18 protein-coding genes and 1 pseudogene are annotated in these 22338 nt (G+C 51.7%); 10 read left to right on the forward strand and 9 right to left on the reverse strand.

What is annotated here, in order from left to right; translation table 11 throughout:
* Positions 1 to 455: 455 nt before the first annotated feature.
* Positions 456 to 551, forward strand: a pseudogene (locus tag HRU77_02210) (PEP-CTERM sorting domain-containing protein).
* A gap of 130 nt (positions 552 to 681) precedes the next feature.
* Here the strand turns inward: HRU77_02210 and HRU77_02215 are convergent.
* From HRU77_02215 to HRU77_02235, 5 genes are all read right to left on the reverse strand, one after another.
* Entirely contained in the window at positions 682 to 1071 is a 390-nt protein-coding gene (locus tag HRU77_02215; GenBank protein ID QOJ19616.1) for a hemerythrin domain-containing protein, read from the reverse strand.
* A 32-nt stretch (positions 1072 to 1103) separates the two neighbouring features.
* Positions 1104 to 1901: a formate/nitrite transporter family protein gene (locus HRU77_02220; protein QOJ19617.1), complete on the reverse strand. Its 798-nt coding sequence runs from the start codon at positions 1899 to 1901 to the stop codon at positions 1104 to 1106.
* 73 nt (positions 1902 to 1974) lie between these two features.
* Complete coding sequence (locus HRU77_02225; protein QOJ19618.1) at positions 1975 to 3165, reverse strand: oxygen-independent coproporphyrinogen III oxidase-like protein; 1191 nt, start codon at positions 3163 to 3165, stop codon at positions 1975 to 1977.
* A 4-nt stretch (positions 3166 to 3169) separates the two neighbouring features.
* A complete protein-coding gene (locus HRU77_02230) occupies positions 3170 to 5680 on the reverse strand; it encodes an ABC transporter permease (GenBank protein QOJ19619.1) in 2511 nt (836 codons plus the stop codon).
* Positions 5681 to 5740: 60 nt separating this feature from the next.
* A complete protein-coding gene (locus HRU77_02235) occupies positions 5741 to 6427 on the reverse strand; it encodes an ABC transporter ATP-binding protein (protein QOJ19620.1) in 687 nt (228 codons plus the stop codon).
* On the opposite strand from HRU77_02235, the gene HRU77_02240 reads away from it, so the two are divergent.
* Positions 6426 to 7064 carry an arylesterase gene (locus tag HRU77_02240; protein ID QOJ19621.1) on the forward strand — a complete coding sequence of 213 codons (639 nt, stop codon included), beginning with the start codon at positions 6426 to 6428 and terminating at the stop codon, positions 7062 to 7064. The two genes, HRU77_02235 and HRU77_02240, sit on opposite strands and share 2 nt — an antisense overlap.
* Before the next feature lie 18 nt (positions 7065 to 7082).
* Here HRU77_02240 and HRU77_02245 read toward each other — a convergent pair whose 3' ends face one another.
* Complete coding sequence (locus tag HRU77_02245) at positions 7083 to 8063, reverse strand: RluA family pseudouridine synthase (GenBank protein ID QOJ19622.1); 981 nt, start codon at positions 8061 to 8063, stop codon at positions 7083 to 7085.
* 464 nt (positions 8064 to 8527) lie between these two features.
* Between HRU77_02245 and HRU77_02250 the strand changes: the two genes are divergently transcribed.
* Positions 8528 to 11062 (forward strand): Rne/Rng family ribonuclease, encoded by a 2535-nt coding sequence (locus HRU77_02250; protein QOJ19623.1) that lies wholly within the window; start codon positions 8528 to 8530, stop codon positions 11060 to 11062.
* A gap of 29 nt (positions 11063 to 11091) precedes the next feature.
* Here the strand turns inward: HRU77_02250 and polA are convergent, their stop codons facing one another.
* Entirely contained in the window at positions 11092 to 13833 is a 2742-nt protein-coding gene (gene polA, locus HRU77_02255; protein QOJ19624.1) for a DNA polymerase I, read from the reverse strand.
* A 15-nt stretch (positions 13834 to 13848) separates the two neighbouring features.
* On the opposite strand from polA, the gene HRU77_02260 reads away from it, so the two are divergent.
* The 4 genes from HRU77_02260 to HRU77_02275 all read left to right on the forward strand — a co-directional run bounded on the left by HRU77_02260 (position 13849) and on the right by HRU77_02275 (position 17081).
* Positions 13849 to 14568, forward strand: coding sequence for a TIGR00730 family Rossman fold protein (locus HRU77_02260; GenBank protein QOJ19625.1), 720 nt, complete (start codon positions 13849 to 13851; stop codon positions 14566 to 14568).
* Between the two features lie 56 nt (positions 14569 to 14624).
* Entirely contained in the window at positions 14625 to 15032 is a 408-nt protein-coding gene (locus HRU77_02265; protein QOJ19626.1) for a DUF2782 domain-containing protein, read from the forward strand.
* 78 nt (positions 15033 to 15110) lie between these two features.
* Entirely contained in the window at positions 15111 to 16061 is a 951-nt protein-coding gene (locus tag HRU77_02270) for a homoserine kinase (protein ID QOJ19627.1), read from the forward strand.
* 45 nt (positions 16062 to 16106) lie between these two features.
* Positions 16107 to 17081, forward strand: coding sequence for a hypothetical protein (locus HRU77_02275; protein ID QOJ19628.1), 975 nt, complete (start codon positions 16107 to 16109; stop codon positions 17079 to 17081).
* Between the two features lie 26 nt (positions 17082 to 17107).
* On the opposite strand, the gene HRU77_02280 is transcribed toward HRU77_02275, so the two are convergent.
* Together HRU77_02280 and HRU77_02285 are read right to left on the reverse strand one after the other, a co-directional pair.
* Positions 17108 to 19303 carry a UvrD-helicase domain-containing protein gene (locus HRU77_02280; GenBank protein ID QOJ19629.1) on the reverse strand — a complete coding sequence of 732 codons (2196 nt, stop codon included), beginning with the start codon at positions 19301 to 19303 and terminating at the stop codon, positions 17108 to 17110.
* 148 nt (positions 19304 to 19451) lie between these two features.
* Positions 19452 to 20321: a phosphoribulokinase gene (locus HRU77_02285; GenBank protein ID QOJ19630.1), complete on the reverse strand. Its 870-nt coding sequence runs from the start codon at positions 20319 to 20321 to the stop codon at positions 19452 to 19454.
* 198 nt (positions 20322 to 20519) lie between these two features.
* On the opposite strand from HRU77_02285, the gene HRU77_02290 reads away from it, so the two are divergent.
* The 3 genes from HRU77_02290 (at position 20520) to HRU77_02300 (ending at position 22279) form a co-directional block, all read left to right on the forward strand.
* Positions 20520 to 21059, forward strand: a complete 540-nt coding sequence (locus HRU77_02290; protein ID QOJ22034.1) for a hypothetical protein — start codon at positions 20520 to 20522, stop codon at positions 21057 to 21059.
* A gap of 280 nt (positions 21060 to 21339) precedes the next feature.
* A complete protein-coding gene (locus HRU77_02295; protein ID QOJ19631.1) occupies positions 21340 to 21858 on the forward strand; it encodes a hypothetical protein in 519 nt (172 codons plus the stop codon).
* A 58-nt stretch (positions 21859 to 21916) separates the two neighbouring features.
* Positions 21917 to 22279, forward strand: a complete 363-nt coding sequence (locus HRU77_02300; protein QOJ19632.1) for an exosortase system-associated protein, TIGR04073 family — start codon at positions 21917 to 21919, stop codon at positions 22277 to 22279.
* The last annotated feature ends 59 nt before the right edge of the window (positions 22280 to 22338 follow it).

Genomic DNA, 22338 nt, shown 5'->3' on the forward strand with positions numbered 1-22338 from the left:
CATCCGGCGATCTTTTGGTTGGATCAACCACAGTCGGTGTCGGATACTCCGGAACCGGTGCACACGCCTTTGTGCAGACAGCAGGAGGAACAAATTACTGGACAGGCTCAGCCTATACCGGTGGTACCGTAGACAATGCACCGCCAGCTTCCGACATCATCGCGCTCAGTACAGGCGGTACCGTCACGATCACATTTTCACAAACCGTAGTAGATCCGTATATCGGATTGGTTAGTTGGAACGGCAACACCGTGGATTTCGGCACACCTATCGTCATCGACAGTTTCGGTCCGGGATTCTGGGGTAGCGGCACACCGGTTCTGAACAGCACGGGCACAGGATTTTTCGGATCCGGTGAAGTTCATGGCGTCATCAGACTACCAGGGTCGTTTGATTCCATCACGTTTTCGCATACCTCTGAGGGTTGGCACGGTTTCACAGTGGGTGTTGCCGGGATTGCACCGGTTCCGGAACCCGAAACTTACGCCATGTTATTGGCAGGTCTCGGACTGTTGGGTTTCGCAGCGCGCCGCAACAAAGCAAACGCATAATCGTATATTTTGCAGCAATACCGGCAAATCCCGCTCCAGCAGCGGGATTTGTTTTTTAACGGGAAGAGATATCCGGAAGCATCCAAGATTTCCCCTATTTGGTATGCAACAAACCGATTCCACGGCCGCACTAACCAATGCTCGGGTGCGATTGCAATTGCGGGAAAAGCACGCGCTCCTCATAACGCACATGCGCAGCCAATAATTCACCAAAGCGTTTCAACCGCACAGCAGGCTCCAATTCACAAGGCCCACAAGCCAGCAGACGCAATTCTGCATGCTCAGCTAGGATTCGTCCGGCGGATTCGGCATCCACCGCATCCGCCGCCAAGCGCAGCAATTGTTCTTCGCGCGCAAAATGCCCACACAATACGGTTCGCCAATGTTCTTCAATGCGTTGCATCATCGCTGGAAGAGTCGCACTATCGCCGCTCTCCGCTGCTTGACGGATAGCACGCGCTAACACCAGCGACGAATGGTGTTCACGGGACAGTGAGAGTAAAGCGCCGGTTCTAGGCATATAGTCACAATGAAAGAATGAGTGTGCTACGATTAACTTGCCGGTTTACCATAACTCCAATACAACATAAACCCGGTAAATATCATTCCACCAAACAAATTCCCCGCGATCACCGGCAATCCGTTCCACAGCCACCAATCCGCGATGGTAATATCCGCGCCGAGCCAGATGCCGGCGGGAATGACGAACATGTTGACGATGGCGTGTTCATAGCCCAAGCCGAAGAACGTCATGATCGGCAACCACATTGCGGCGATTTTGCCGATGGTGCTGGTCGAAGTGAATGCCATGACGGCACCCAGGGTGACCATCCAGTTGCACAGCATCGCGCTGGTGAATGCGGCGATGGTGCCGTCGAAACCGAGTTTGGCGTATTCCAGCGTTTTGGTTTCGGCGATGGTAAGGGTGCGTTGCAATGCGGGAATCGTAGCCGGGTCGATGGAACCCATTTTAGTCGCCACGATACAATACAAATATGCATACGTGACGCTGCCGATCAGGTTGCCGGTCAACACCCAGGTCCAGTTTTTCAGCAAGCAGCTGAACGATACCCGGCCGTCTTTAACGGCGATCGGGATCAGTGCGAAATTGCCGGTGGCAAGTTCCAGCCCGAGCAGCACGATCATGACAAATCCCACCGGAAACACCAATGCACCGGCGATCCCCCAGCCTGTTTGCGCCGCTGCCAGAATCGCCAATGTGGTGGCATAGCCGAGAAAAGCGCCGGACAAAAAGCCGCGGATCAGCAATTGCTGGGTTGGCAAGCTTGCTTTCTTGGCGCCCGCCAGCAACATATTTTCGACGACTTCTTCCGGTTTTACATACGCCATCGTTCGTGCTCTCCATGAATGAATTAAGTGGTCAGAATTTTAGCGCATCTTCAGACGCAACCGGAAAAGCGTGTTATTTCACGTTCGCTTCCGGCAAAAAGATTTGTAGCAGATCGTTGAGAAAGCGCCTGCCGAGTATGGTCGGCTTAATACGCAGATGATCGTGCACCAGCAAACCGCGTTGCTCGGCTTCGTCCAATTGTTGTTGCACGGCGCGGATGGGCAAACCGGTACGTTCCTGAAACAGCGCGGTGTCAAATCCGCCGGTAAGCCGCAATGCGTTCATCATAAACTCAAAACCGCGATCCGCAGGCGTCAATTCGTGCTGTGTCTGAATCAACGATTCGCCTGTTTGCGCTTTGGCCAGGTATTCCTTCGGTTGTTTGAAACGCATTTGCCGCACAATTTTTCCGGCGAAACTGATTTTGCTGTGTGCGCCCGCGCCGATGCCAAGATAGTCGCCAAATAACCAATAATTCAGATTATGCCGCGACTCCTTACCGGGGCGCGCAAATGCGGAAGTCTCATAATTGCGGTACTGATGATTCGCGGTAATCTGCTCAATCAACTCCTGCATCGCCGCTGCTTGCTCATCGTCGGGCAGAGGCGGCGGAAAACGATGAAACAACGTATTCGGTTCCAGCGTCAAATGATAAGCGGAAATATGCGTCACATTCATAGCGCACGCGGTTTCGATATCCTGCTGCGCATCCCGCAATGTCTGTCCTGGCAACGCATACATCAAGTCGAGATTGATGTTGTCGAAATTCTGCTGCGCAATTTCGACCGCGCGGCGCGCTTCCCGGTCGTCGTGCACTCGCCCCAATGCTTGTAGATGCTGCGGATTAAAGCTTTGAATACCGATCGACAAGCGGTTGATGCCGGCTGCGCGGAAATCGGCGAATTTCTGCGCTTCAAACGTACCGGGATTGGCTTCCAGCGCCACTTCAGCGAAATGCTCCAGCGGCAGCAGCGTGCGCACCGCCGTCAGGATCTTATCGATGGCGCGCGCACTGAACAAACTCGGCGTGCCGCCGCCGAAAAACACGCTGCTCAACCGCCGCCCCCAAACATCCTGCAAAGCCGATTCCAGGTCGCGGATCAATGCCGCAACATAAGCATCCTCGGATACCTGACTCTCTTGTCCGCGCATTTCGTGCGAATTGAAATCACAGTAAGGGCATTTCTTCAAACACCACGGAATGTGAACATACAAACTCAGCGGCGGCAGCGCTTTGAGCTTCGGTACCGGCAAATCGTCCATTGCGCTATCCGATCTTGCGCAACGTCAATAACGGCGGACTTGATAATGCCGAGCGCGTGCCCAGCAAGCCGGCGGCCAATATGCCGATCACACCGGTCGATACGCCCACCACCCAAATCCAGGGATCAAACGTGTAATCGAGATGCAGCACATGTTTACCGACGACATAGCCGAGCGCGCTGGCGCCGGCCGACGCGAACAAACCGGATAATCCACCCAGAATTGCGAATTCCGCCGCCCAGGCGCGCGATAATTGCTCTCTCCGCGCGCCCAATGCACGGAAAATGGCTGCTTCGTAAATACGCTCATCCTGCGTCGCGGCCATCGCCGCGTACAGCACGGCAAAACCGGCGAGCAGCGTGAACAAAAAAACAAACTCGATCGCCTGCGAAACTTGCTGAATCATTTGCTGCACCTGACCGATGACCGTGGCCACATCGACCACCAGAATATTCGGAAATGTTTTGACCAGCTCATGCACCCGGTGGATCTCTCCTGGCGGCACAAAAAAACTGGTGATATAGCTGGCCGGGTAATTTTCCAGTAAACCGGGCGGCACGATGACAAAGAAATTGACGCGGAAGGTATCCCAATCGACTTTCCGCACATTGGTGATTTTCGCGGAAAAATGACTGCCCGCGATATCGTAAGTCACCACATCGCCCAATTTGACGCGAATCGTTTTGGCGATGCCTTCTTCGATCGACAATTCCGCCTCCTGAGTGCAGGGACTCCACCAGCGTCCCTGCACCACTTCGTTATCCGCTGCCAGCTCATCGCTCCAGGTCAGGTTGAATTCGCGCCGGATGTGTCGTTCCGCGTGCAAATCGTCAGCGTAATCCTCCGCCGCAACATCCTTGCCGTTGATTTTGATCAACCGGCCCCTGACCATCGGGTGCATACGCGGCTGTTCTATTTCGTTCTGTTGAAAAAAATCTTGCAGCGGCTGTATTTGATCCGCTTGAATATTGACCAAAAAATGATTCGGCGCGTCCGGCGGCAGGCTGGTATGCCAATCGTCGATCAGATCATCCTGGATCAGCGTGAGCATCAACATCGCCATCAACCCCAACCCCAGCGCTACGGCCTGCAGAATACTGGAAACCGAGCGGCGGCGGATACTGGCGAGTCCATAACGCCACGCCCCGCCGGCTTGATGCCGCAAACTGGACAGCAAACGGATCAGCAACCAGCCCAGACAACCGAAAACGACGATAGCCGCGATAAATCCGGCGACGATGTACAGCCCCAGTTTTAGATCCTGCGCTTTCCAGATAAACAGCAGCGATAAAGCCGCCAATCCCAGCAAGTAACCAGCGATGCTATGGGTGTTGGATAATCCGATATCCCGGCGCAGCACGCGCAACGCCGGCACGCTGCGCAAATTGAGCACCGGCGGCAACGCAAATCCCAGCAACAATACCAACCCCACCAAAAGACCTTGCACAGCGGGCAGCGCATTGGGCCAAGGCAGCTCCGTTTCGATAATGCCGCTCAACCATTGCGTCAAAACCTGTTGCGCGGCGAAACCGGCCAAACAGCCGATGCTGCTGGCGATCACACCCAAAGCAATGAAATAGTACAGATACAAATACAACAATTGGCGCTGACTGGCGCCCAGGCTGCGCATCACCGCGCAACCGTCCAAGTGGCGTTGAGTAAAGCGGCGCACCGCCAATGCAATTGCCGCCGCTGCCAAAACTACGCTGGCTAACGCCGCCAGGCTGAGGAATTTTTCCGAACGCTCCAGTGCAGCTTTGATTTCCGGTCGCGCGTCGCGAATACCTTCCATGCGTTGCGCTTTGGTCAGTTGCGGCTTCGCCCAATCGCGAAATTGCTGCACCGTTTCGGCTTCGCCCGCCACCAGTAATTGATAAGACACGCGGCTGCCTTCCTGGATCAGGCCGGTTTTTTCCAGATCTGCGGCATTGATGATGGCGCGCGGCCCCATGTTGATAAATCCCACCGAGTGATCCGGCTCGCGCACGACCAACTCGGTTACCGTCAACTGAGTCGTCCCGACATCAACCATGTCGCCGCTATTCAGATCCAATCGCATCACGACTTTTTCATCGACCCAAAGGGTTCCCGGTTGCGGAATTCCTTCGGCTTCGCGAATTTCCTCCCGGGTGACCTGATTTCCCGCCGGTTGATTCGCCAAATGGATCCGCCCGCGTAACGGATAGCTTGCCGTAACGGCTTTGATCTCGGTCAGCAGATTGCTGTCGCCGTTGGAAATCATGCTGGGGAATTTGATCAGCGATGAAACCGCCAAACCCAGGCGCTTAGCCTCATCGGCATATTGTTCCGGTAATGGCTTACTGGAAATGACCAGCAAATCGGCGCCCAGCAGTTGATTGCTCTCGCGCGCCAGCGCCAGCTCGACGCGATCGGCAAAAAAGCCGACGGTGGCAATACCGCTCACGGCGATGATCAGCGCCAGTAATAAAACGTTCAACTCGCCCGCGCGCCAATCGCGATGCAGCATACGCAGCGACAGCTTGAAATGATTCATGAGGAAAGATTACCTGTCGGAAAGTATCGAATAAAATTCATTGCGCACATTTTTACCGGATTATTGCACCAGCTTGCCGTCTGCCAGGCGGATTTGACGCGAGCAACGCCGCGACAGCGCTTCGTCATGCGTGACCAGCACCAGGGTCGTGCCATGTTCACGATTCAGCTCGAACATCAGTTCGATGATCTGAACACCGGTGGCCGAATCGAGATTGCCGGTGGGTTCATCGGCCAGCAATAATTTGGGCGCTGTCGCAAACGCACGTGCGATGGCGACCCGTTGCTGCTCACCGCCGGATAACTGTTTGGGATAATGATGCAGCCGCTTGCCCAGTCCGACGCGCTCCAGCAACCGGCGTGCGGTTGGCTCGGCATCGCCGGTTGCGGCAAGTTCCAGCGGCAGCATGACATTTTCAAGCGCGGTCAACGCCGGCAGCAGTTGGAATGACTGAAATACAAAACCGAGCACCCGGCCGCGCAAAGCCGCCCGGCTATCTTCATCCAGCGCGAAGATATCGATCCCATCCAGATGAACTTTCCCGGCAGTCGGCAAATCCAATCCCGCCAGCAAGCCTAACAAAGTGGATTTGCCGGAGCCCGATGCGCCTATAATGGCGACGGCTTCACCCGGATTCACCTGCAGCTCGATATTTTGCAGAATGGTCAATTGCTGTTCGCCGGTACTGACTTGTTTGCTAAGCGCTTGCGTCCAAAGAATGGGTTGATTAACACGACTATCTGACATGAAAAGAAATTTCCTGATTATTCTGGTTCTGGTTTTTATTTTCGCCGTGCCCGCCGCAGCATCCGGCAAAACGGTGTTGGTTTTCGGCGACAGCTTGTCCGCTAATTATGGCATATCGGCGGAAGCCGGTTGGGTTGCGTTGCTCAAACAGCGGTTACAAACCGAATTTGCCGGTTATCAAGTGGTCAACACCAGCATCAGCGGTGAAACTACGCTTGGCGGCCGCAACCGGATCCGGCAAACACTGGAAAAGCATCGCCCCGAGATTGTTATTCTTGAACTCGGCGCCAACGACGGCCTGCGCGGCGCAACGATTAAATCCATCTACGATAACTTGGCTACCATCATTGAAACATGCCAGCAAAACAATGCACTGGTTTTACTCGCCGGTATGCAATTACCGCCCAATTATGGCATGACGTACACGCAAAAGTTCCAGGCGATTTTTCCACAATTGGCTGAAAAATATGAAATCAAGTTAATACCTTTTTTGTTAGCCGGTTTTGGTGACAAGCACGATTTTTTTCAAGCGGACGGGATACATCCGAACGAAGCTGCACAGAAAAAAATTGTGGAAAATGTCTGGGAAGTTTTGCATACCATGTTCACTTCCGGGAAAGTTGCCGTCAAACCATAAATTTTCACTGCAGAATCGTCAAACTTTCTCCAAACCGTCGACAAATCTTTGCAAATCATCTGGCAAAAGCGCTCGCAGCTGCATGCGCATGCCTGACACCGGATGGGTAATTTCCACGGTATGTGCGTGCAAAAACATGCGGGTCAGTTTATCTGGTCCGCCGCTTCTCGCCAGTCGTTTGTTAACCTCGAAATCACCATATTTGTCGTCGCCGACGATGGGAAATTCAAGGTGCGCCAGATGAACGCGAATCTGGTGCGTACGGCCGGTTTTGATTTCCGCGTCCAGCAAACTGAAATTTTGCCAGGATTTTTGCAGTGTAAAAATTGTATGTGATTGCATCGGTTTGCTGTCTTTGCGAGTACCTGCGGCCACCATCACACGGCGTTCACCGGCTGCCGTAACGTATTTATCGAGCGCCAGTTTGACGTGCTGCTTAGCGTTGCGCCATTTTCCTTTAACCATCGTCAGGTAATGCTTTTCCATCAGTCCTTCGCGAATTTGCCGATGCAATTCGACCAATGCACTGCGTTTTTTCGCCAGCAACAGCACGCCGGATGTTTCTCTATCCAAGCGATGCACCAATTCGAGAAACCTCCAGGTAGGATTTTGCGCCCGCAGTTGTTCGATGACACCGAAACTGATACCGCTGCCGCCGTGCACCGCCATACCGCCCGGCTTATCGATCACCAGCATGGCGTCATCTTCGTACAAAACAGTAAAAACAAAAAAATTGCTCGGAATATTCGTAATCTGCCTGGCAGGATTTTTTTCCGCCACTTTAACCGGCGGAATCCGTATAATGTCACCCGCCTGCACGCGATAGCTGGCCACAGTCCGCTTGCCATTGACACGCACCTGGCCGCTTCTTAGTAGTTGATACAAATGACTTTTAGGTACATTCCGGAAGCGTCTGAATAAAAAATTATCAATCCGTTGATCGTTTTCTTCTTCGCCGACGCATTCCTTGGTAACGAGTGCAAGAGGTTGTGTATTCATTAAGATGCTTCTGAGCATTCAAACCATTTTCAAGAAAAAGCATAATTTCTTTGCGAATTATAAAGGTTTTGCTTATTTCTTTTTAAAATCGTTGCTGTAAAATCTACCTGCAGTTAACAATCATTTCTACCGAACGGCATCCATAGTAATAATTGACATAAAACAAAGTTCTGTTTGGAACTTTATGTAAAATCTGTTACCTTACCAGGGGCAATAAAGCCGCCATGGCAACATATAATGAGGTTTTATTTTATTGCAAATAAAATAAAACATTATCCATAAACAATTAACTTATTGAAATATAAAAACAAGAATAAATTTATAATTGAATTGACAAAGAGAAATTACAATAAAATCATTAAACCCAAACCTCGTCATTACAACTACAACTACGTATACCCAAAAAATCTAACCGGAGAAATTTCGGATAGTGTATTCATAAATAGAACACGTAAGGCTTGTAAATGAAACGAATGTTATTTAACGCAACCCAACCGGAAGAATTGCGGGTTGCCATCGTCAACGGTCAAACGTTGATCGATCTCGACATAGAATCAATCAGTAAAGAACAACGCAAAAGCAATATCTACAAAGCTGTCATCACACGAATAGAACCTAGTCTGGAAGCTGCATTTGTGGATTATGGTTGTGAGCGGCACGGTTTTTTACCCTTCAAGGAAATCGCCCCCTCCTGTTTTGCCGAAAATGGCGCCGCTAGCGGTCGTATCCAGGATTTGCTGCAAGAAGGTCAGGAACTCATCGTCCAAGTTGACAAAGATGAGCGCGGCACCAAGGGCGCTGCGCTGACGACCTATATCTCGCTGGCCGGCCGGTATCTGGTTTTGATACCGAACAATCCCAACAGCGGCGGTGTGTCTCGCCGTATCATCGGTGAAGAGCGCAACGACTTGCGCGAAGTCATTGCACAGCTCGAAGTACCCGAAGGAATGAGCATCATTGCCAGAACGGCCGGTATCGGGCGCAGCACGGAAGAGCTGCAATGGGATTTGAACTACCTGACGCAACTCTGGTATGCGATTGAAGAAGCCGCCAATAATCAGGACGGTGTTTTTCTGATTTATCAGGAAAGCAGCCTGGTCATTCGTGCGATTCGCGATTACTTCAGTCAGGAAATCGGTGAGATTCTGATCGACAGCCGCGACATCTATGAGCAAGCCAGTCAATTCATGGCGCATGTAATGCCCGCGAATGTCGACCGCCTGAAGTTTTATCACGATGATGTGCCGCTATTTTCACGTTTTCAGATAGAACATCAGATTGAAACCGCTTATTCCAGACAGGTGACGCTGCCTTCCGGCGGTGCCATTGTGATCGATCACACCGAAGCGCTGGTATCTGTCGACGTCAACTCGGCGCGCGCCATCCGCGGTCTGGACATCGAACATACCGCGCTGAGCACCAACCTGGAAGCCGCCGATGAAATTGCACGGCAATTGCGCCTGCGGGATTTGGGCGGTTTGATCGTGATCGACTTTATCGATATGGATGTCCAGCGCAATCAACGTGAAGTCGAGGCTCGATTGCACGAGGCATTACGGCAGGATCGCGCACGCATCCAAGTCGGGAAAATATCACGTTTCGGCTTACTGGAATTATCACGCCAGCGCCTGCGGCCTTCCTTAGGCGAGAGCAACTATATTGCATGCACGCGCTGCCATGGCACCGGATTTATCCGTGGAACCGATTCATCGGCGCTGCATGTGCTCAGGATCATCCAGGAAGAAGCCATGAAAGAAAATACCAACGCACTGCATGTTCAGCTTCCGGTGGATGTGGCGACTTATCTTCTGAATGAGAAGCGAGCGGAAATTTACGATATTGAAGTTCGACAACGCATCAACATCGTTCTCATACCGAATATTCACATCGAAACCCCCGCTTACAATATCACTCGCATCCGCCACGAAGACAGCAAAGCAAATGAGTCGGTGGCAAGTTACAAGCTGGTAGAGAAACAAACGGATGAAAGCGTTTCGGAAACCATTTCCGGACAGAGAAGCAAACCAACCCGCCCGCAAGCTGCCGTTCAAGGTATCACACCAGCCCAACCGGCGCCGATTCGTGAGGAAAAAGTACGCGATACTTCACTTCTGGACAAGTTCTTCAGCTGGTTTAAGCCTGCGCCTAACGAAGAGACGAGAATTGATCTTGAAGAAAAACCGGTTGATATGGATAAAACCAGGCAAACGCAGGAACGGGGACGGTCGCGCGGACGTCGCGGGCGCAGTCGGAATGATCGCAATAAGGACGCATCCGCGCATAAACAAAACAAGCACAGTGAAACAGCTGACTTAAGCCATGTGGCACCGCAGGATTTCGGCAGTCTGCAATCCGAACAAATTCACTCCTATACCGCGGAGCATCAAAAGAGCAATGACATTGCTCCGGATTCTGCCGCATTTCTGACAGAATCCGCATTGCCCGTAACCGATGCCTCGATCATCACCACTGAAAATCCTGAAGATGTTAGCGCAAAAAACGGCGATCGCAGACGCACGCGCCGTCATCGCAGCAATAAGCATCGTGACCAGACCGCCCGAACCCGAGTTGTTGCCGAGAATCCCGAAGCGATACCGGATGAGTCTGTGAGTGAAACGGTTCATGCTGACGAGTATTCACTCAGCTTGCAGCCGAGTATTGAGAAAACGATACCGGCCGATGAAGATTTGCCCGTTCCCGTTGTCAAGAAGCAATCTGCCAAGAAAGCGGCAGTGGAAACACCGTCTATTGATCAAGCAGCACAAGATAACATTGCACAACCGGAATCTCCGGCTGCGATAACTCCAATACCGGAAATCAGTGCGGTCAAAGAACTTCCGGATTTCAGCAAAAGCGGTTTGGTGATGGTGGAAACTCCGCCCGAGAAGGTTGAAATCGTAGCGGAAGAAATCATCATCCCCAAAAGGACGCGCAGAAGAGTTAAGAAAGTCACAACTGCACCCAGCGAACCACTGATGCAAATCGAAACGCGCGAATAGGTACCGCGCCCCATGCAGGCACAAGGATTTTAATGTGCCTGCTCCCAATTATCGCCAACCCCTACTTCGATCAATAACGGTACATCCAGCCGCAACACATTGCCCATATAATCCGGCAAAGCATTTTTCACTAACGCCACTTCATCATCCGGAACTTCCAGAACCAGCTCGTCATGCACCTGCATGATCAATTTGCTGCGCAATTGCGCCTGCTGCAGCCAATGATGCACCGCAATCATCGCCAGCTTGATGATATCCGCCGCGGTGCCTTGCATCGGCGCATTGATAGCCGCCCGCTCCGCGCCTTGGCGGCGATTGCCGTTGCTATGATTGATTTCGGGTAACCACAGCCTGCGTCCCAGCACGGTTTCAACATAACCGAATTGCCTGGCTTTTTCCCGGGTTAACCGCATATAGTTTTCCACGCCCGGGTAACGGGCAAAATACCGCTCCATATACGCGCGCGCGGCGCTGCGTTCGATGTTCAATTGTGCCGCCAGGCCGAATTCCGACATGCCGTAGATCAAACCGAAATTAATCACCTTGGCGTAACGGCGCTGTTCAGGATCGACTTGATCCAGCGGAATCCCTAGAATTTCCGCCGCCGTTGCGCGGTGAATATCCTCTCCGGCGGCGAAAGCTTCGAGCAATCGCTGATCCTGGGAGATGTGCGCCATGATGCGCAATTCGATTTGCGAATAATCCGCCGAAATGATTTTGTGCCCTGGCGGCGCAATGAAGGCTTCGCGGATTCTGCGTCCCTCGCTGCTGCGCACCGGAATATTCTGCAAATTCGGATCGGAACTCGCCAGACGCCCGGTTACGGCAACCGCCTGCGCATAATTGGTATGCACGCGGCCGGTAGCGCGATCCATCATCTGCGGCAATTTGTCGGTATACGTCGACTTCAGTTTCGCTAGGCTGCGGTAATCGAGCAGTAGCTTCGGCAACGGATAATCCAGCGCCAGTTGCTGCAGTACATCTTCATCGGTGGAAGGCACACCGGTCGGTGTTTTTTTAATAACCGGCAATTTCAGTTGATTGAATAAAATCTCCTGAATCTGCTTCGGCGAATTCAGATTGAAGGGTTGTCCCGCGATGGTGTGCGCCTGTTGCTCCAATGCCTGTAATTTCTCACCCAGTTCGCGGCTCTGCTTGTGCAACAGCTGATAATCGAGTAAAACGCCGTTGCGTTCTATTGCAAACAACACGTCCAGAACCGGCATCTCGATTGCGCGATAAATGTAATCCAACCGTTCATCCTTCTGAATACCGGGATAGAGCGTTTGGTGCAAGCGTAACGTGATATCTGCGTCTTCCGCGGCATACTGCGTGGCAATATCAAGCGCCACCTCATCAAATCCGATGCGATTGGCGCCTTTACCGGTGACGTCGTCGTAGCTGACGGTTTTCACTTCCAGATGACGCAGCGCCAGACTATCCATGTTATGCGGCCGGTGCGATTCGAGCACATACGATTGCAACAACGTGTCATGCGCAATGCCGTTCAGTTGGATGCCATGATTGGCAAACACATGTTTATCGTATTTCAGATTTTGCCCCAGCTTGGGCTTTGCCGCGTCCTCCAGCCACGGTTTCAGCTTATTCAACACCCGGTCAAGATCAAGTTGTGGCGGCACACCGGTGTAGTGATGCATCAGCGGAACATAGGCTGCATGATGGCTCTCAATGCAAAACGAAATGCCCACTAATTTTGCTTGCATCGGATTAAGGCTCGTCGTTTCACTATCGACCGACACCAACGGCGCGGCATCCAATCGGATTAACCAATCATCCAATTCACTGTCGTTCAGAATCGTTTGATACGTTACCGGACCGTCCAACGCAGCATCACAGTTGCCGCTACCGTTTGCCGTTGCTCCGTTTTCATTTGCTGAAATCGAATCGGATTGATCCGCGGTCATTTGCTGGCGCAATTCGCGCAGCGATGCTTTCATGTCCAACTGTTCGTAGAGTTGGATCAGTTGTCCGGTATCTTGCGGCTGCGCTGCAAGATCGGTGATTTTGACCGGTAAATCGACGTCGCACTTGATCGTGATCAATTGACGGGATGTCTCGAACCAAGCCAGCGCCTGGCGCAGATTGTCGCCGATCGCGCCTTTGATTTCACCGGCATGAGCTACAAGATTTTCCAGCGATCCGTATTGTGTCAGCCATTTGACTGCCGTTTTGGGGCCCACTTTCTGCACGCCGGGAACGTTGTCGGACGCATCGCCGACCAGCATCAGATAATCCAGCATGCGCTGCGGCGGCACGCCAAACTTGGCCAGCACGTTGGCTTCATCCAATATTTCATTGCTCATGGTGTTCACCAACGTGACATGTGGATTCACCAATTGCGCGATATCCTTGTCACCGGTTGAAATGATGCAGCGCATACCGGTCTCGACCGCCTGTTTCGCCAAAGTGCCGATGACGTCATCGGCCTCCACGCCGTCGATGATCAGCATCGGCCAGCCCATGGCGCGGATGCAGGCATGCAGCGGTGCGATCTGCGCCGCCAGATCGTGCGGCATCGGCGGCCGATGCGCTTTATAGTCGGGATACAAATCGTCGCGGAAAGTTTTACCTTTTGCATCAAACACGCACGCGCTATAATCCGCGTGGTAATCCTTGTGCAGGCGCCGCAGCATATTGAGCACACCATGAATCGCACCGGTCGGTTCGTTATTGCGATTACGCAAATCCGGCAATGCATGGAAAGCGCGATATAAATAGGATGAACCGTCAACCAGCAGCAATGTTTTCATTTATACAATATTCCTATGAACCTGCAAGATAAATCGGCCAGTCATCCGTCCGTGGAAAAACCCTGGTCGGCAAAAGAATCGTGGCGTCTGTTTGGAATTATGGCAGAGTTTGTCGAAGGAACGGAACGTCTTGAAGCCATCCAGCCCGCTGTCAGTATTTTCGGCAGCGCGCGCACCGGCCCCGATAGCCCGCACTACCGATTGGCCGAGCAAATTGCCCAACAACTGTCTGACGCCGGTTTTGCGGTTATTTCCGGCGGCGGTCCGGGTATCATGGAGGCTGCCAATAAAGGCGCCTATTACGGCAAATCGCCCAGCATCGGCTTGAATATTCAATTGCCGCACGAACAACATCGCAACGCTTATCAGGATGTCAGCCAGACTTTCCGGCATTTTTTCGCACGCAAATATATGTTCGTCAAATTCGCCACGGCATACGTCGTGCTCCCCGGCGGGTTCGGTACTTTGGATGAGCTGATGGAAGCGCTAACACTGGTGCAAACCGGCAAAACCCGTAAGATGCCGATCATTCTGGTTTATTCGTCATTCTGGCGCGGCTTACTGGAGTGGTTCCAAAATACCTTGATCGCCGAAGGGTGCATTTCGGCAGACGACATGCAGCTAATTCAGATCATCGATGAACCGGATCAAATTGTCAGCGCAATTTTCAAATATTATGAAAGCAGCGGATTTGAACCTACCGCCGCTGAGCGTGAAATTCAGCTCAATCTTTAACCGGCGGCAATGATTTTAGGTAGAATACCCCATTATCCTGATCCTCCGGGACCGACATGACGTACCTATACCCGCTTATTTTTATTCTACTGCTCAGCCCCGCACTGCCGGTCATGGCGCAACCGGAGCAACCGAAGCAGGCGAAAAAACCCGCACACCCGGATAATCTGATACCGTTACCGGAGATTCCCGAGTTACCGAAGGAATTGGCCGATCCTCCGCCGCTGCCGCCGGACATTCAATCGGATCCCGAACTGGAAACACAAGTGACCATTATCAAGCGTGGCGAAGACACCATCGAAGAGCATCGCATCAACGGCGAATTGATGATGATCAAAGTGATTCCGCGTATCGGTCCGCCGTATTATTTGAAAAAAAATATCAGCCGGGGGGGCACTCACACGCATCCAGGCGACGCCGGTATCGATGTCAGTCCGCCGATGTGGCAATTCATGAGATTCTGATGCCGTTAAAAAGCGCAAGAATGTAACGTAATGGAATTGTATTGTCTCATCATTTTCGCTTTTTTATCCTGCTAACTCATGTCAGTTTTTACACCCGTTACCGATAGCCAGCTCACAGTTTGGTTAAAAAATTACGCACTCGGTCAATTAATTCAGCTGCAAGGCATCCTATCGGGAATCGAAAATACCAATTATTTTGTCACGACCACGCAAGGCAAATTTGTTCTGACATTGTTTGAGAAATTGACCCGCGATGAGCTACCGTATTATTTGAATCTGATGGCGCATCTATCCCGGCATCATATTCCCTGCCCGGCACCAGTTCCCATGCTGGATCAGAAATTGCTGGGCGAATTGAACGGCAAACCGGCGACGATCGTCACTTGCTTGCCGGGACAATCCGTCATGCATCCGGAGGCGGAGCATTGCGCGGAAGTTGGCGCAGTGTTGGCGCGCATGCATGTAGCAGGCAAATCGTATTACGCAAACATGGCCAACCCGCGCGGACTTGCCTGGTGGCAAGCCAGAGCGCCTGAAATCAAACCTTTTCTCTCTGCGGATGAAAAATCCTTGCTCGATACGGAACTGGATTTTCAACAATCGCAGCAAGCCAGCGCCTTACCCTGCGGTGTGATCCATGCCGACCTGTTCCGCGACAATATCCTGTTTACCGGCACCGCCATCGGCGGCGTCATCGATTTTTATTTCGCCTGCAACGATGCTTTGCTCTATGACTTGGCAATTACCGTGAACGATTGGTGCATGGCTGAAAATAAAGTTCTGGACGCAACACGCACACTTATGCTGATCACAGCTTATCATGCCGTGCGGCCGCTCACCGCAACCGAGCACCAAGCTTGGCCCGCCATGTTGCGTGCCGGCGCACTGCGTTTCTGGATCTCCCGTTTGTACGACTATCACTTGCCGCGCCCGGGAGAGTTGACGCACGCCAAGGATCCGGCGCATTTCAGGGAAATATTAATCAACCATAGAAATAATTCAGCAAAATTGCAGCAGCTCTGGATATGACGCATTGCTGAAGCTGATTACCGAGATTAATTGGAGAAAATATTAATGGAAATTCATCAAGTCTACGCAAAACAAGGATTGCAATGGATCTTAAGCGGATTCTACTTATTCCGCAGAGCGCCGCTGGCCTGGTTTTTTGTATGCTTCACGCTTCTGCTGATCGGAATGTCGATATCGTTGATCCCGCTGGTGGGGCAGTTTTTTTTCACCATGATTTCCCCCGTATTTCTGGCTGGTATCATGCTCGGATGTAAAGACATGGAACAAGGCAAATCGCTCGAAATGGCGCATTTGTTTGCTGCCTTCAAAACCAATGCCGTACCGCTCATTACCCTCGGCGGCATTTACCTGATCGGGCAGATTCTCATCATCGGCCTGGTCATGCTGATCGGCGGCACGCAAATGACCGACATGATGCTCTACGGCAAGCGGGTCGACGAGAGCGTGTTGATGGGCGTCATGAGCAGCTTTCTCACGGCGTCACTGATTGCGTTGACGCTGTCCATTCCGTTGATGATGGCTTCCTGGTTCTCACCTTTATTGGTGGTATTTCATAACATGCCGCCGGTTATCGCGATGCAAAAGAGTTTCTTTGCTTGCCTGAGAAACTTCATCCCGTTCCAACTGTACGGTCTCGCACTTATTATTCTGACTATTATTTGCGTAATGCCTTATGGCGTCGGCCTGGTCATTCTGATTCCCACCATTTTCGCGTCCATTTATGTCAGCTACAAAGATATTTTTCTGGGAGAACCGATCCGCTTCAAAAATTATCAACCGGATTTTCAGCAAGCCAACTGGAGCGATTCCAATCAAGAACCGGATCAGCGCGACAGTGAAATCAAACGGGAAGCCTCTTCCCCGGAAACAACGGTAAATGAAGTACCGGAAGAACGGGTGGAATGCGCGCAATGTCATGTGCATATGCCGCGTAATCAAGCCATCGCCGATAAAGAACAATTCTTCTGTAGCGAAGAGCATCGCCGGCAGTATGATGCCACGCACAATTCTGAAAAGTGAATCAAACTTTGCGTAACCGCAATTTGTTAAGTTGTGGTCAGCTTGGCGTATTCGAGCAACAGCCACTTTGTACCAGCGTGATCGAAATTGACTTGAACACGCGCATCGCTGCCGCTGCCTTCGTAGTTAATGATGACGCCGGTGCCGAATTTGGCATGCGTTACCGTCTGCCCAATCCGCCATTCGCCGCCGGAAGATTTTGCCTGATTGTAGGAAGTTCTTGAAATACTGGCAGATTCGCTACCGGCATTGGAAAAATAAGCATTCATAGACGTTCGCGGCGTTGCTTGCAACCACTTCAAACACTGTGGCGGGATTTCGTCGAGAAAACGCGATGCGATGTGATAGCGAGTCTGGCCATGCAGCATGCGGCTTTGTGCAAAACTCAAATACAAACGGCGGCGGGCGCGTGTCATAGCCACATACATCAACCGTCTTTCCTCGGCGATGCCGTTGACTTCGTTCAGACTGTTTTCGTGCGGAAATAACCCTTCCTCCAGGCCACTCAAGAAAACGCTGTGAAATTCCAGTCCCTTGGCGGCATGCACCGTCATCAACTGCAATGCATCCTGGCCGCTACCGGCTTGATGCTCGCCCGCTTCCAGCGAAGCATGCGCGAGAAACTCCGCCAGACTGTCGTTCTCTGCTTCATGCACAAAACTGGTCGCGGCGTTGATCAGTTCGTTTAAATTTTCCAACCGTTCCGCGCTCTCGCGCTCCTTGCCGTAATGTGCCAGCAAGCCGCTGTCTATCAACATATGTTCGACGATCTGCGGGAGCGGCAATGTTTTACAGCGTTGCTGCAAAGCCAGGATCAAATGCACGAACGCCGCAATGCCTTTTAACGTTTCCGGCGATTTCTGCAGCACTGCCGATTCACCACCACACTTATGCACGGCGGCAATCCACAAACTGCCGCCGTGTACTTTGGCGTCTTCCTGCAGTTGTTCCAGGCTGCGGGCGCCGATGCCGCGCGCTGGGAAATTAATCACGCGCAGCAGCGCGCTGTCATCGTCGGGGTTGGCAATCAGGCGCAAATAAGCCAGCGCATGCTTGATTTCCTGGCGATCGAAGAATCGCATGCCGCCGTACACGCGATACGGCAGCGCGGCATTGAACAGGCTATGTTCCAGCACGCGCGATTGCGCATTGGAACGGTACAGCAGCGCTATTTCCGACAATGCAATACCTTCCGCGTGCAAGGTTTTGATCTCATCGACGATAAAAGCGGCTTCATCGAAATCGTTCGGCGCATTATAAACGCGCAACAATTCCCCCTTGCCTTCCGCCGTCCAGAGATTTTTCCCCAGCCGCTCGCTGTTGTTTTCAATCAGGGCGTTGGCCGCATCCAGGATATTGCCGTGCGAACGGTAATTCTGTTCCAGTTTGATAATCCGGGTGATGCCGAAATCATGTTCAAAGTCGCGCATGTTACCGCTGTAAGCGCCACGGAACGCATAGATACTTTGGTCGTCATCGCCGACGGCAAAGACCGCCGCGGCATTTTGGCTTCCCGCGCCGGCGAGCAGTTTCAGCCATTTGTATTGCAACGGATTGGTATCCTGGAATTCATCTACCAGAATGTGTTGAAAACGCTCGCGGTAATGCCGACACAGGATTTCATTGCGGTTTAGCAACTCATAACAGCGCAGCAGCAATTCGGCGAAATCCACCGCGCCTTCCTTCTGACATTGCAATTCATAAGCTTGATACATTTCCTGCAAGCGGCGCGAGTAAGCATCTTCCACTGCAACATAAGCCGCACGCAACCCGGCTTCCTTGGCGTTATTAATGAACCATTGCACCTGGCGCGGCGGAAATTTCTTCTCGTCAGCCGATAAATCTTTCAGAATCCGTTTGATTAAAGCCAGTTGATCGGTGGAGTCGAGAATCTGAAACGCTTGCGGCAAACCGGCGTCTTGATAATGGGTTCGCAGCATGCGATGGCACAAACCATGAAACGTGCCGACCCACATACCGCGCGGATTGACCGGCAGCATTGCGGTGATACGCGTCAGCATTTCTTTCGCTGCCTTGTTGGTAAACGTCACGGCGAGAATACCGTACGGACTTACTTGGCCTGATTGGATCAGATACGCGATGCGTGTTGTCAGAACGCGTGTTTTGCCGCTACCGGCGCCAGCCAGCACCAATACCGATTGATGCGGCAGCGTGATGGCTTCGAGTTGTTGCGGATTAAGATCGGATAATAAAGAAGTCATGAAGCCATATAGCCCGCGGAAGCTTGGCTATACATGAAACCAACCGTGAGAAAGCCATAGTCAATGCGCTGATTAATTCAGAATCCGATAAATGAATTGATTCATGATATCGTGATTCATGAATTAATCGATCGTTGATCGGCTGCCGCTATGCCCTGCTTTTGGCCACGATGTCCAGAATCAGCGGCGTCAATATCAATTCAATCGCCATACCCATTTTGCCGCCAGGAACAACGATGGTATTGGGACGAGACATGAATGAGTCATGGATCATGCGCAGCAGGAATGGAAAATCCGCCGTCTCAGGATGTCTAAAACGAATCACGACCATACTCTCGTCCAATGTCGGAATTTCCCGGGCGATAAACGGATTGGAAGTGTCGACCGTGGGCACACGCTGGAAATTGATATGTGTGCGCGAAAATTGCGGCGTGATGTAATGCACGTAATCGTGCATACGGCGCAAAATGGTGTGTGTAACGGCTTCCGCCGAATAACCGCGCGCACTGGTGTCGCGGTATATTTTTTGAATCCACTCGAGATTCACGATCGGCACAACGCCAACCAGCAAATCGACATATTGGGCAACATCAGCCGTGTCGCTTTTCGCACCGCCGTGCAGACCTTCATAAAACAGCAGATCCGATCCGTGAGGAATCGGCGACCAAGGGGTAAATGTTCCCGCTTTTTGCTGCCAAGGCTTGGCTTCTTCATCGTTGTGCAAATACAAACGGGTTTGGCCGCTGCCGCTCGCGCCATATTCCTTGAAGAGCGCTTCCAGTTTCTCAAATTCGTTGGCTTCCGGGCCAAAATGGCTGATCGCGCGGCCGCCGTTTTTTTCCGATTCGGCCACGGCTTGTTTCATCGATTCGCGATCGTAGCGATGAAAGCTATCGCCTTCAACGATCGCAGCTTTCAATTTCTCGCGGCGGAAAATATGTTCAAAGCTGTTTTTAACCGTTGAGGTACCTGCGCCTGATGATCCGGTAACGGCGATAACCGGGTGTTTTTGCGACATTCTTATTTTCTCCTAAAATATATCACTATTAAAATTTTGCATCCTATATGATACCTTTTTTCTACTACTCTTTGACAGGGGTAATTGTTGAATGCCATGCCGGGTAAAAAGAAACATACCGATCCGCATGAATCGGCTTGTCCCGGTATCCGGCTGCAATTGACCTTGAGCGCTAAAGCACAAGATGGAGTAAACACCATGAAAATAACCAGACAATGGTTGATGTCGTCAATAACCTGTATGCTCGCGGCTTGCGTCAGTTTACCGTCCGGTCCCAGCGTGATGACTTTGCCGGGTTCCGGTAAAAGCTTCGAGCAATTCCGGCATGATGATTACGATTGCCGCCGCTATGCATATGAACAAATCGGAGGTTTGACGCCGCGGCAATCGGCGCAATCCAGCGGCGTGCAAAGCGCGGCGGTTGGCGCCGGACTGGGGGCAGCGGCCGGTACCGCCATTGCGGACGGCGGGGCGGCAATCGGCGCCGGCACCGGCTTGCTCGCAGGCGGGTTGGCGGGCTCAGGCGCGGCCAGTACATCGGCGTACGTCAATCAGCACCGCTATGACATGAGTTATATTCAATGCATGTATGCTAAAGGACATCGCGTCCCGGTATCCGGCAGAATAACCGGCGGCGCACCGACGGCTACTAGCAGCGGCGCTGTTTCGGCACCATCCGGCTTTAATCCGCCACCGCCACCTCCGGGAAATCCCCCTCCGCCACCCCCCGCACGGTAACCTGTCATGACTAGACGGCAAAGCGGTATCTGGCGGCAAACATGCAAAGCTTTATCGTCAGCATTCAGAAAACGAACTGTCAGCAGTATGAACAAATACTCAGGTAATACGATTTCCCGGCTTACCAAACGGTTAATAACTCAGTATCATATTGCGCTAAAATTAACGCAGCAAATTGACCGACTGATTCACCAGCAACCAGCGGTTCAAAGTGGCAGTAAAATTTAATTTTTCTGCAAACTGCAACTGAACTTTACGATAAGAACATAGGAGTATAACTGTGCATCCGATAGTACCTGTCATTATGTCACTTGGCGCCATTTTGTTCCTCATAGGAATAGGCATTCAAGCTTGGTTTGGCGTAAAACGTATCAACACCATCAAACTGCGCGGAAAGGAATATAAGCTCTGGCAGTTTGTAGCAGTCACAGCGGGATTAGGCACTACGCTGTTCATGATCTCGGTTTTGATCCCGAAATATATACCTTATCAGCCGGAACAAGCTCCCCAGACGGTATCCGTTCTACCCGAAAATCTGAAATATGAATTGGAATCCACGCTATCCAGCCTGAATCTCAATAACGATGCCATGAAGGCCGCCATCAACCGGTTCCAGATTGAATATCAGATGGCATCGCAAAAAGGCGACAAAAACACAATGGATCTGCTGGCTTTGGAAATGGCCTATAGGGTCAGGATGGAACTGGAAAAACGGGAAATCCCGGAAAGCCGCATTGAGCGCGAAGTTGAGAGAGTTCTTGCCATTCTGAAACAACCGGCCAAACAAGACGGCAAGTAAGAAAATAATCCGGCATTTCGGTAAAATGCTCGATTCTATTCATTTTTTGGGATTTACCATGAAAAAATCGATTCAAGCTTTATTCATCGCGTTCGTGTTGTTTCTGGCAGCGCCAAATCTTGTATTGGCTGATCAGTATCCGGACAAAGTGGTTGAGAAATTGGGCAATGGCATTGCGAATGCAGTGACCGGTGTGGTCGAAATACCTAAAACGATCACCATTGTCGGCAACCGGGATGGCGTCATTCACGGCATGACTGTCGGTTTATTGACCGGAATTGCCAATGCCGTGGGACGCACACTGAGCGGAGCTTTTGATATTGCGACATTCTTGGTGCCGACGACGCCTTTCGTCAAACCGGCTAACATCTGGGATGATTTCAACCGGGAAACCACTTTCGTCGAAGCACATATGCGCTGATGGCTTATTTTCTCTGCCACTGCACATACCTTGCGGAAAAGCCTTGACAGAGAATAATC

The organism is Gammaproteobacteria bacterium, from assembly GCA_015709615.1.
Classification (GTDB): domain Bacteria; phylum Pseudomonadota; class Gammaproteobacteria; order Burkholderiales; family Nitrosomonadaceae; genus Nitrosomonas.

What these genes read in the sequence shown, in the direction of transcription:
- polA (QOJ19624.1), bottom strand. Translation starts at nt 13,833, where the DNA reads ATGAAAACATTGCTGCTGGTTGACGGTTCATCCTATTTATATCGCGCT.
- HRU77_02290 (QOJ22034.1), top strand. Translation starts at nt 20,520, where the DNA reads ATGAAAATAACCAGACAATGGTTGATGTCGTCAATAACCTGTATGCTC.
- HRU77_02250 (QOJ19623.1), top strand. Translation starts at nt 8,528, where the DNA reads ATGAAACGAATGTTATTTAACGCAACCCAACCGGAAGAATTGCGGGTT.
- HRU77_02265 (QOJ19626.1), top strand. Translation starts at nt 14,625, where the DNA reads ATGACGTACCTATACCCGCTTATTTTTATTCTACTGCTCAGCCCCGCA.
- HRU77_02240 (QOJ19621.1), top strand. Translation starts at nt 6,426, where the DNA reads ATGAAAAGAAATTTCCTGATTATTCTGGTTCTGGTTTTTATTTTCGCC.
- HRU77_02280 (QOJ19629.1), bottom strand. Translation starts at nt 19,303, where the DNA reads ATGACTTCTTTATTATCCGATCTTAATCCGCAACAACTCGAAGCCATC.
- HRU77_02230 (QOJ19619.1), bottom strand. Translation starts at nt 5,680, where the DNA reads ATGAATCATTTCAAGCTGTCGCTGCGTATGCTGCATCGCGATTGGCGC.
- HRU77_02270 (QOJ19627.1), top strand. Translation starts at nt 15,111, where the DNA reads ATGTCAGTTTTTACACCCGTTACCGATAGCCAGCTCACAGTTTGGTTA.
- HRU77_02245 (QOJ19622.1), bottom strand. Translation starts at nt 8,063, where the DNA reads ATGAATACACAACCTCTTGCACTCGTTACCAAGGAATGCGTCGGCGAA.
- HRU77_02300 (QOJ19632.1), top strand. Translation starts at nt 21,917, where the DNA reads ATGAAAAAATCGATTCAAGCTTTATTCATCGCGTTCGTGTTGTTTCTG.
- HRU77_02260 (QOJ19625.1), top strand. Translation starts at nt 13,849, where the DNA reads ATGAACCTGCAAGATAAATCGGCCAGTCATCCGTCCGTGGAAAAACCC.
- HRU77_02220 (QOJ19617.1), bottom strand. Translation starts at nt 1,901, where the DNA reads ATGGCGTATGTAAAACCGGAAGAAGTCGTCGAAAATATGTTGCTGGCG.
- HRU77_02225 (QOJ19618.1), bottom strand. Translation starts at nt 3,165, where the DNA reads ATGGACGATTTGCCGGTACCGAAGCTCAAAGCGCTGCCGCCGCTGAGT.
- HRU77_02285 (QOJ19630.1), bottom strand. Translation starts at nt 20,321, where the DNA reads ATGTCGCAAAAACACCCGGTTATCGCCGTTACCGGATCATCAGGCGCA.
- HRU77_02215 (QOJ19616.1), bottom strand. Translation starts at nt 1,071, where the DNA reads ATGCCTAGAACCGGCGCTTTACTCTCACTGTCCCGTGAACACCATTCG.
- HRU77_02275 (QOJ19628.1), top strand. Translation starts at nt 16,107, where the DNA reads ATGGAAATTCATCAAGTCTACGCAAAACAAGGATTGCAATGGATCTTA.
- HRU77_02235 (QOJ19620.1), bottom strand. Translation starts at nt 6,427, where the DNA reads ATGTCAGATAGTCGTGTTAATCAACCCATTCTTTGGACGCAAGCGCTT.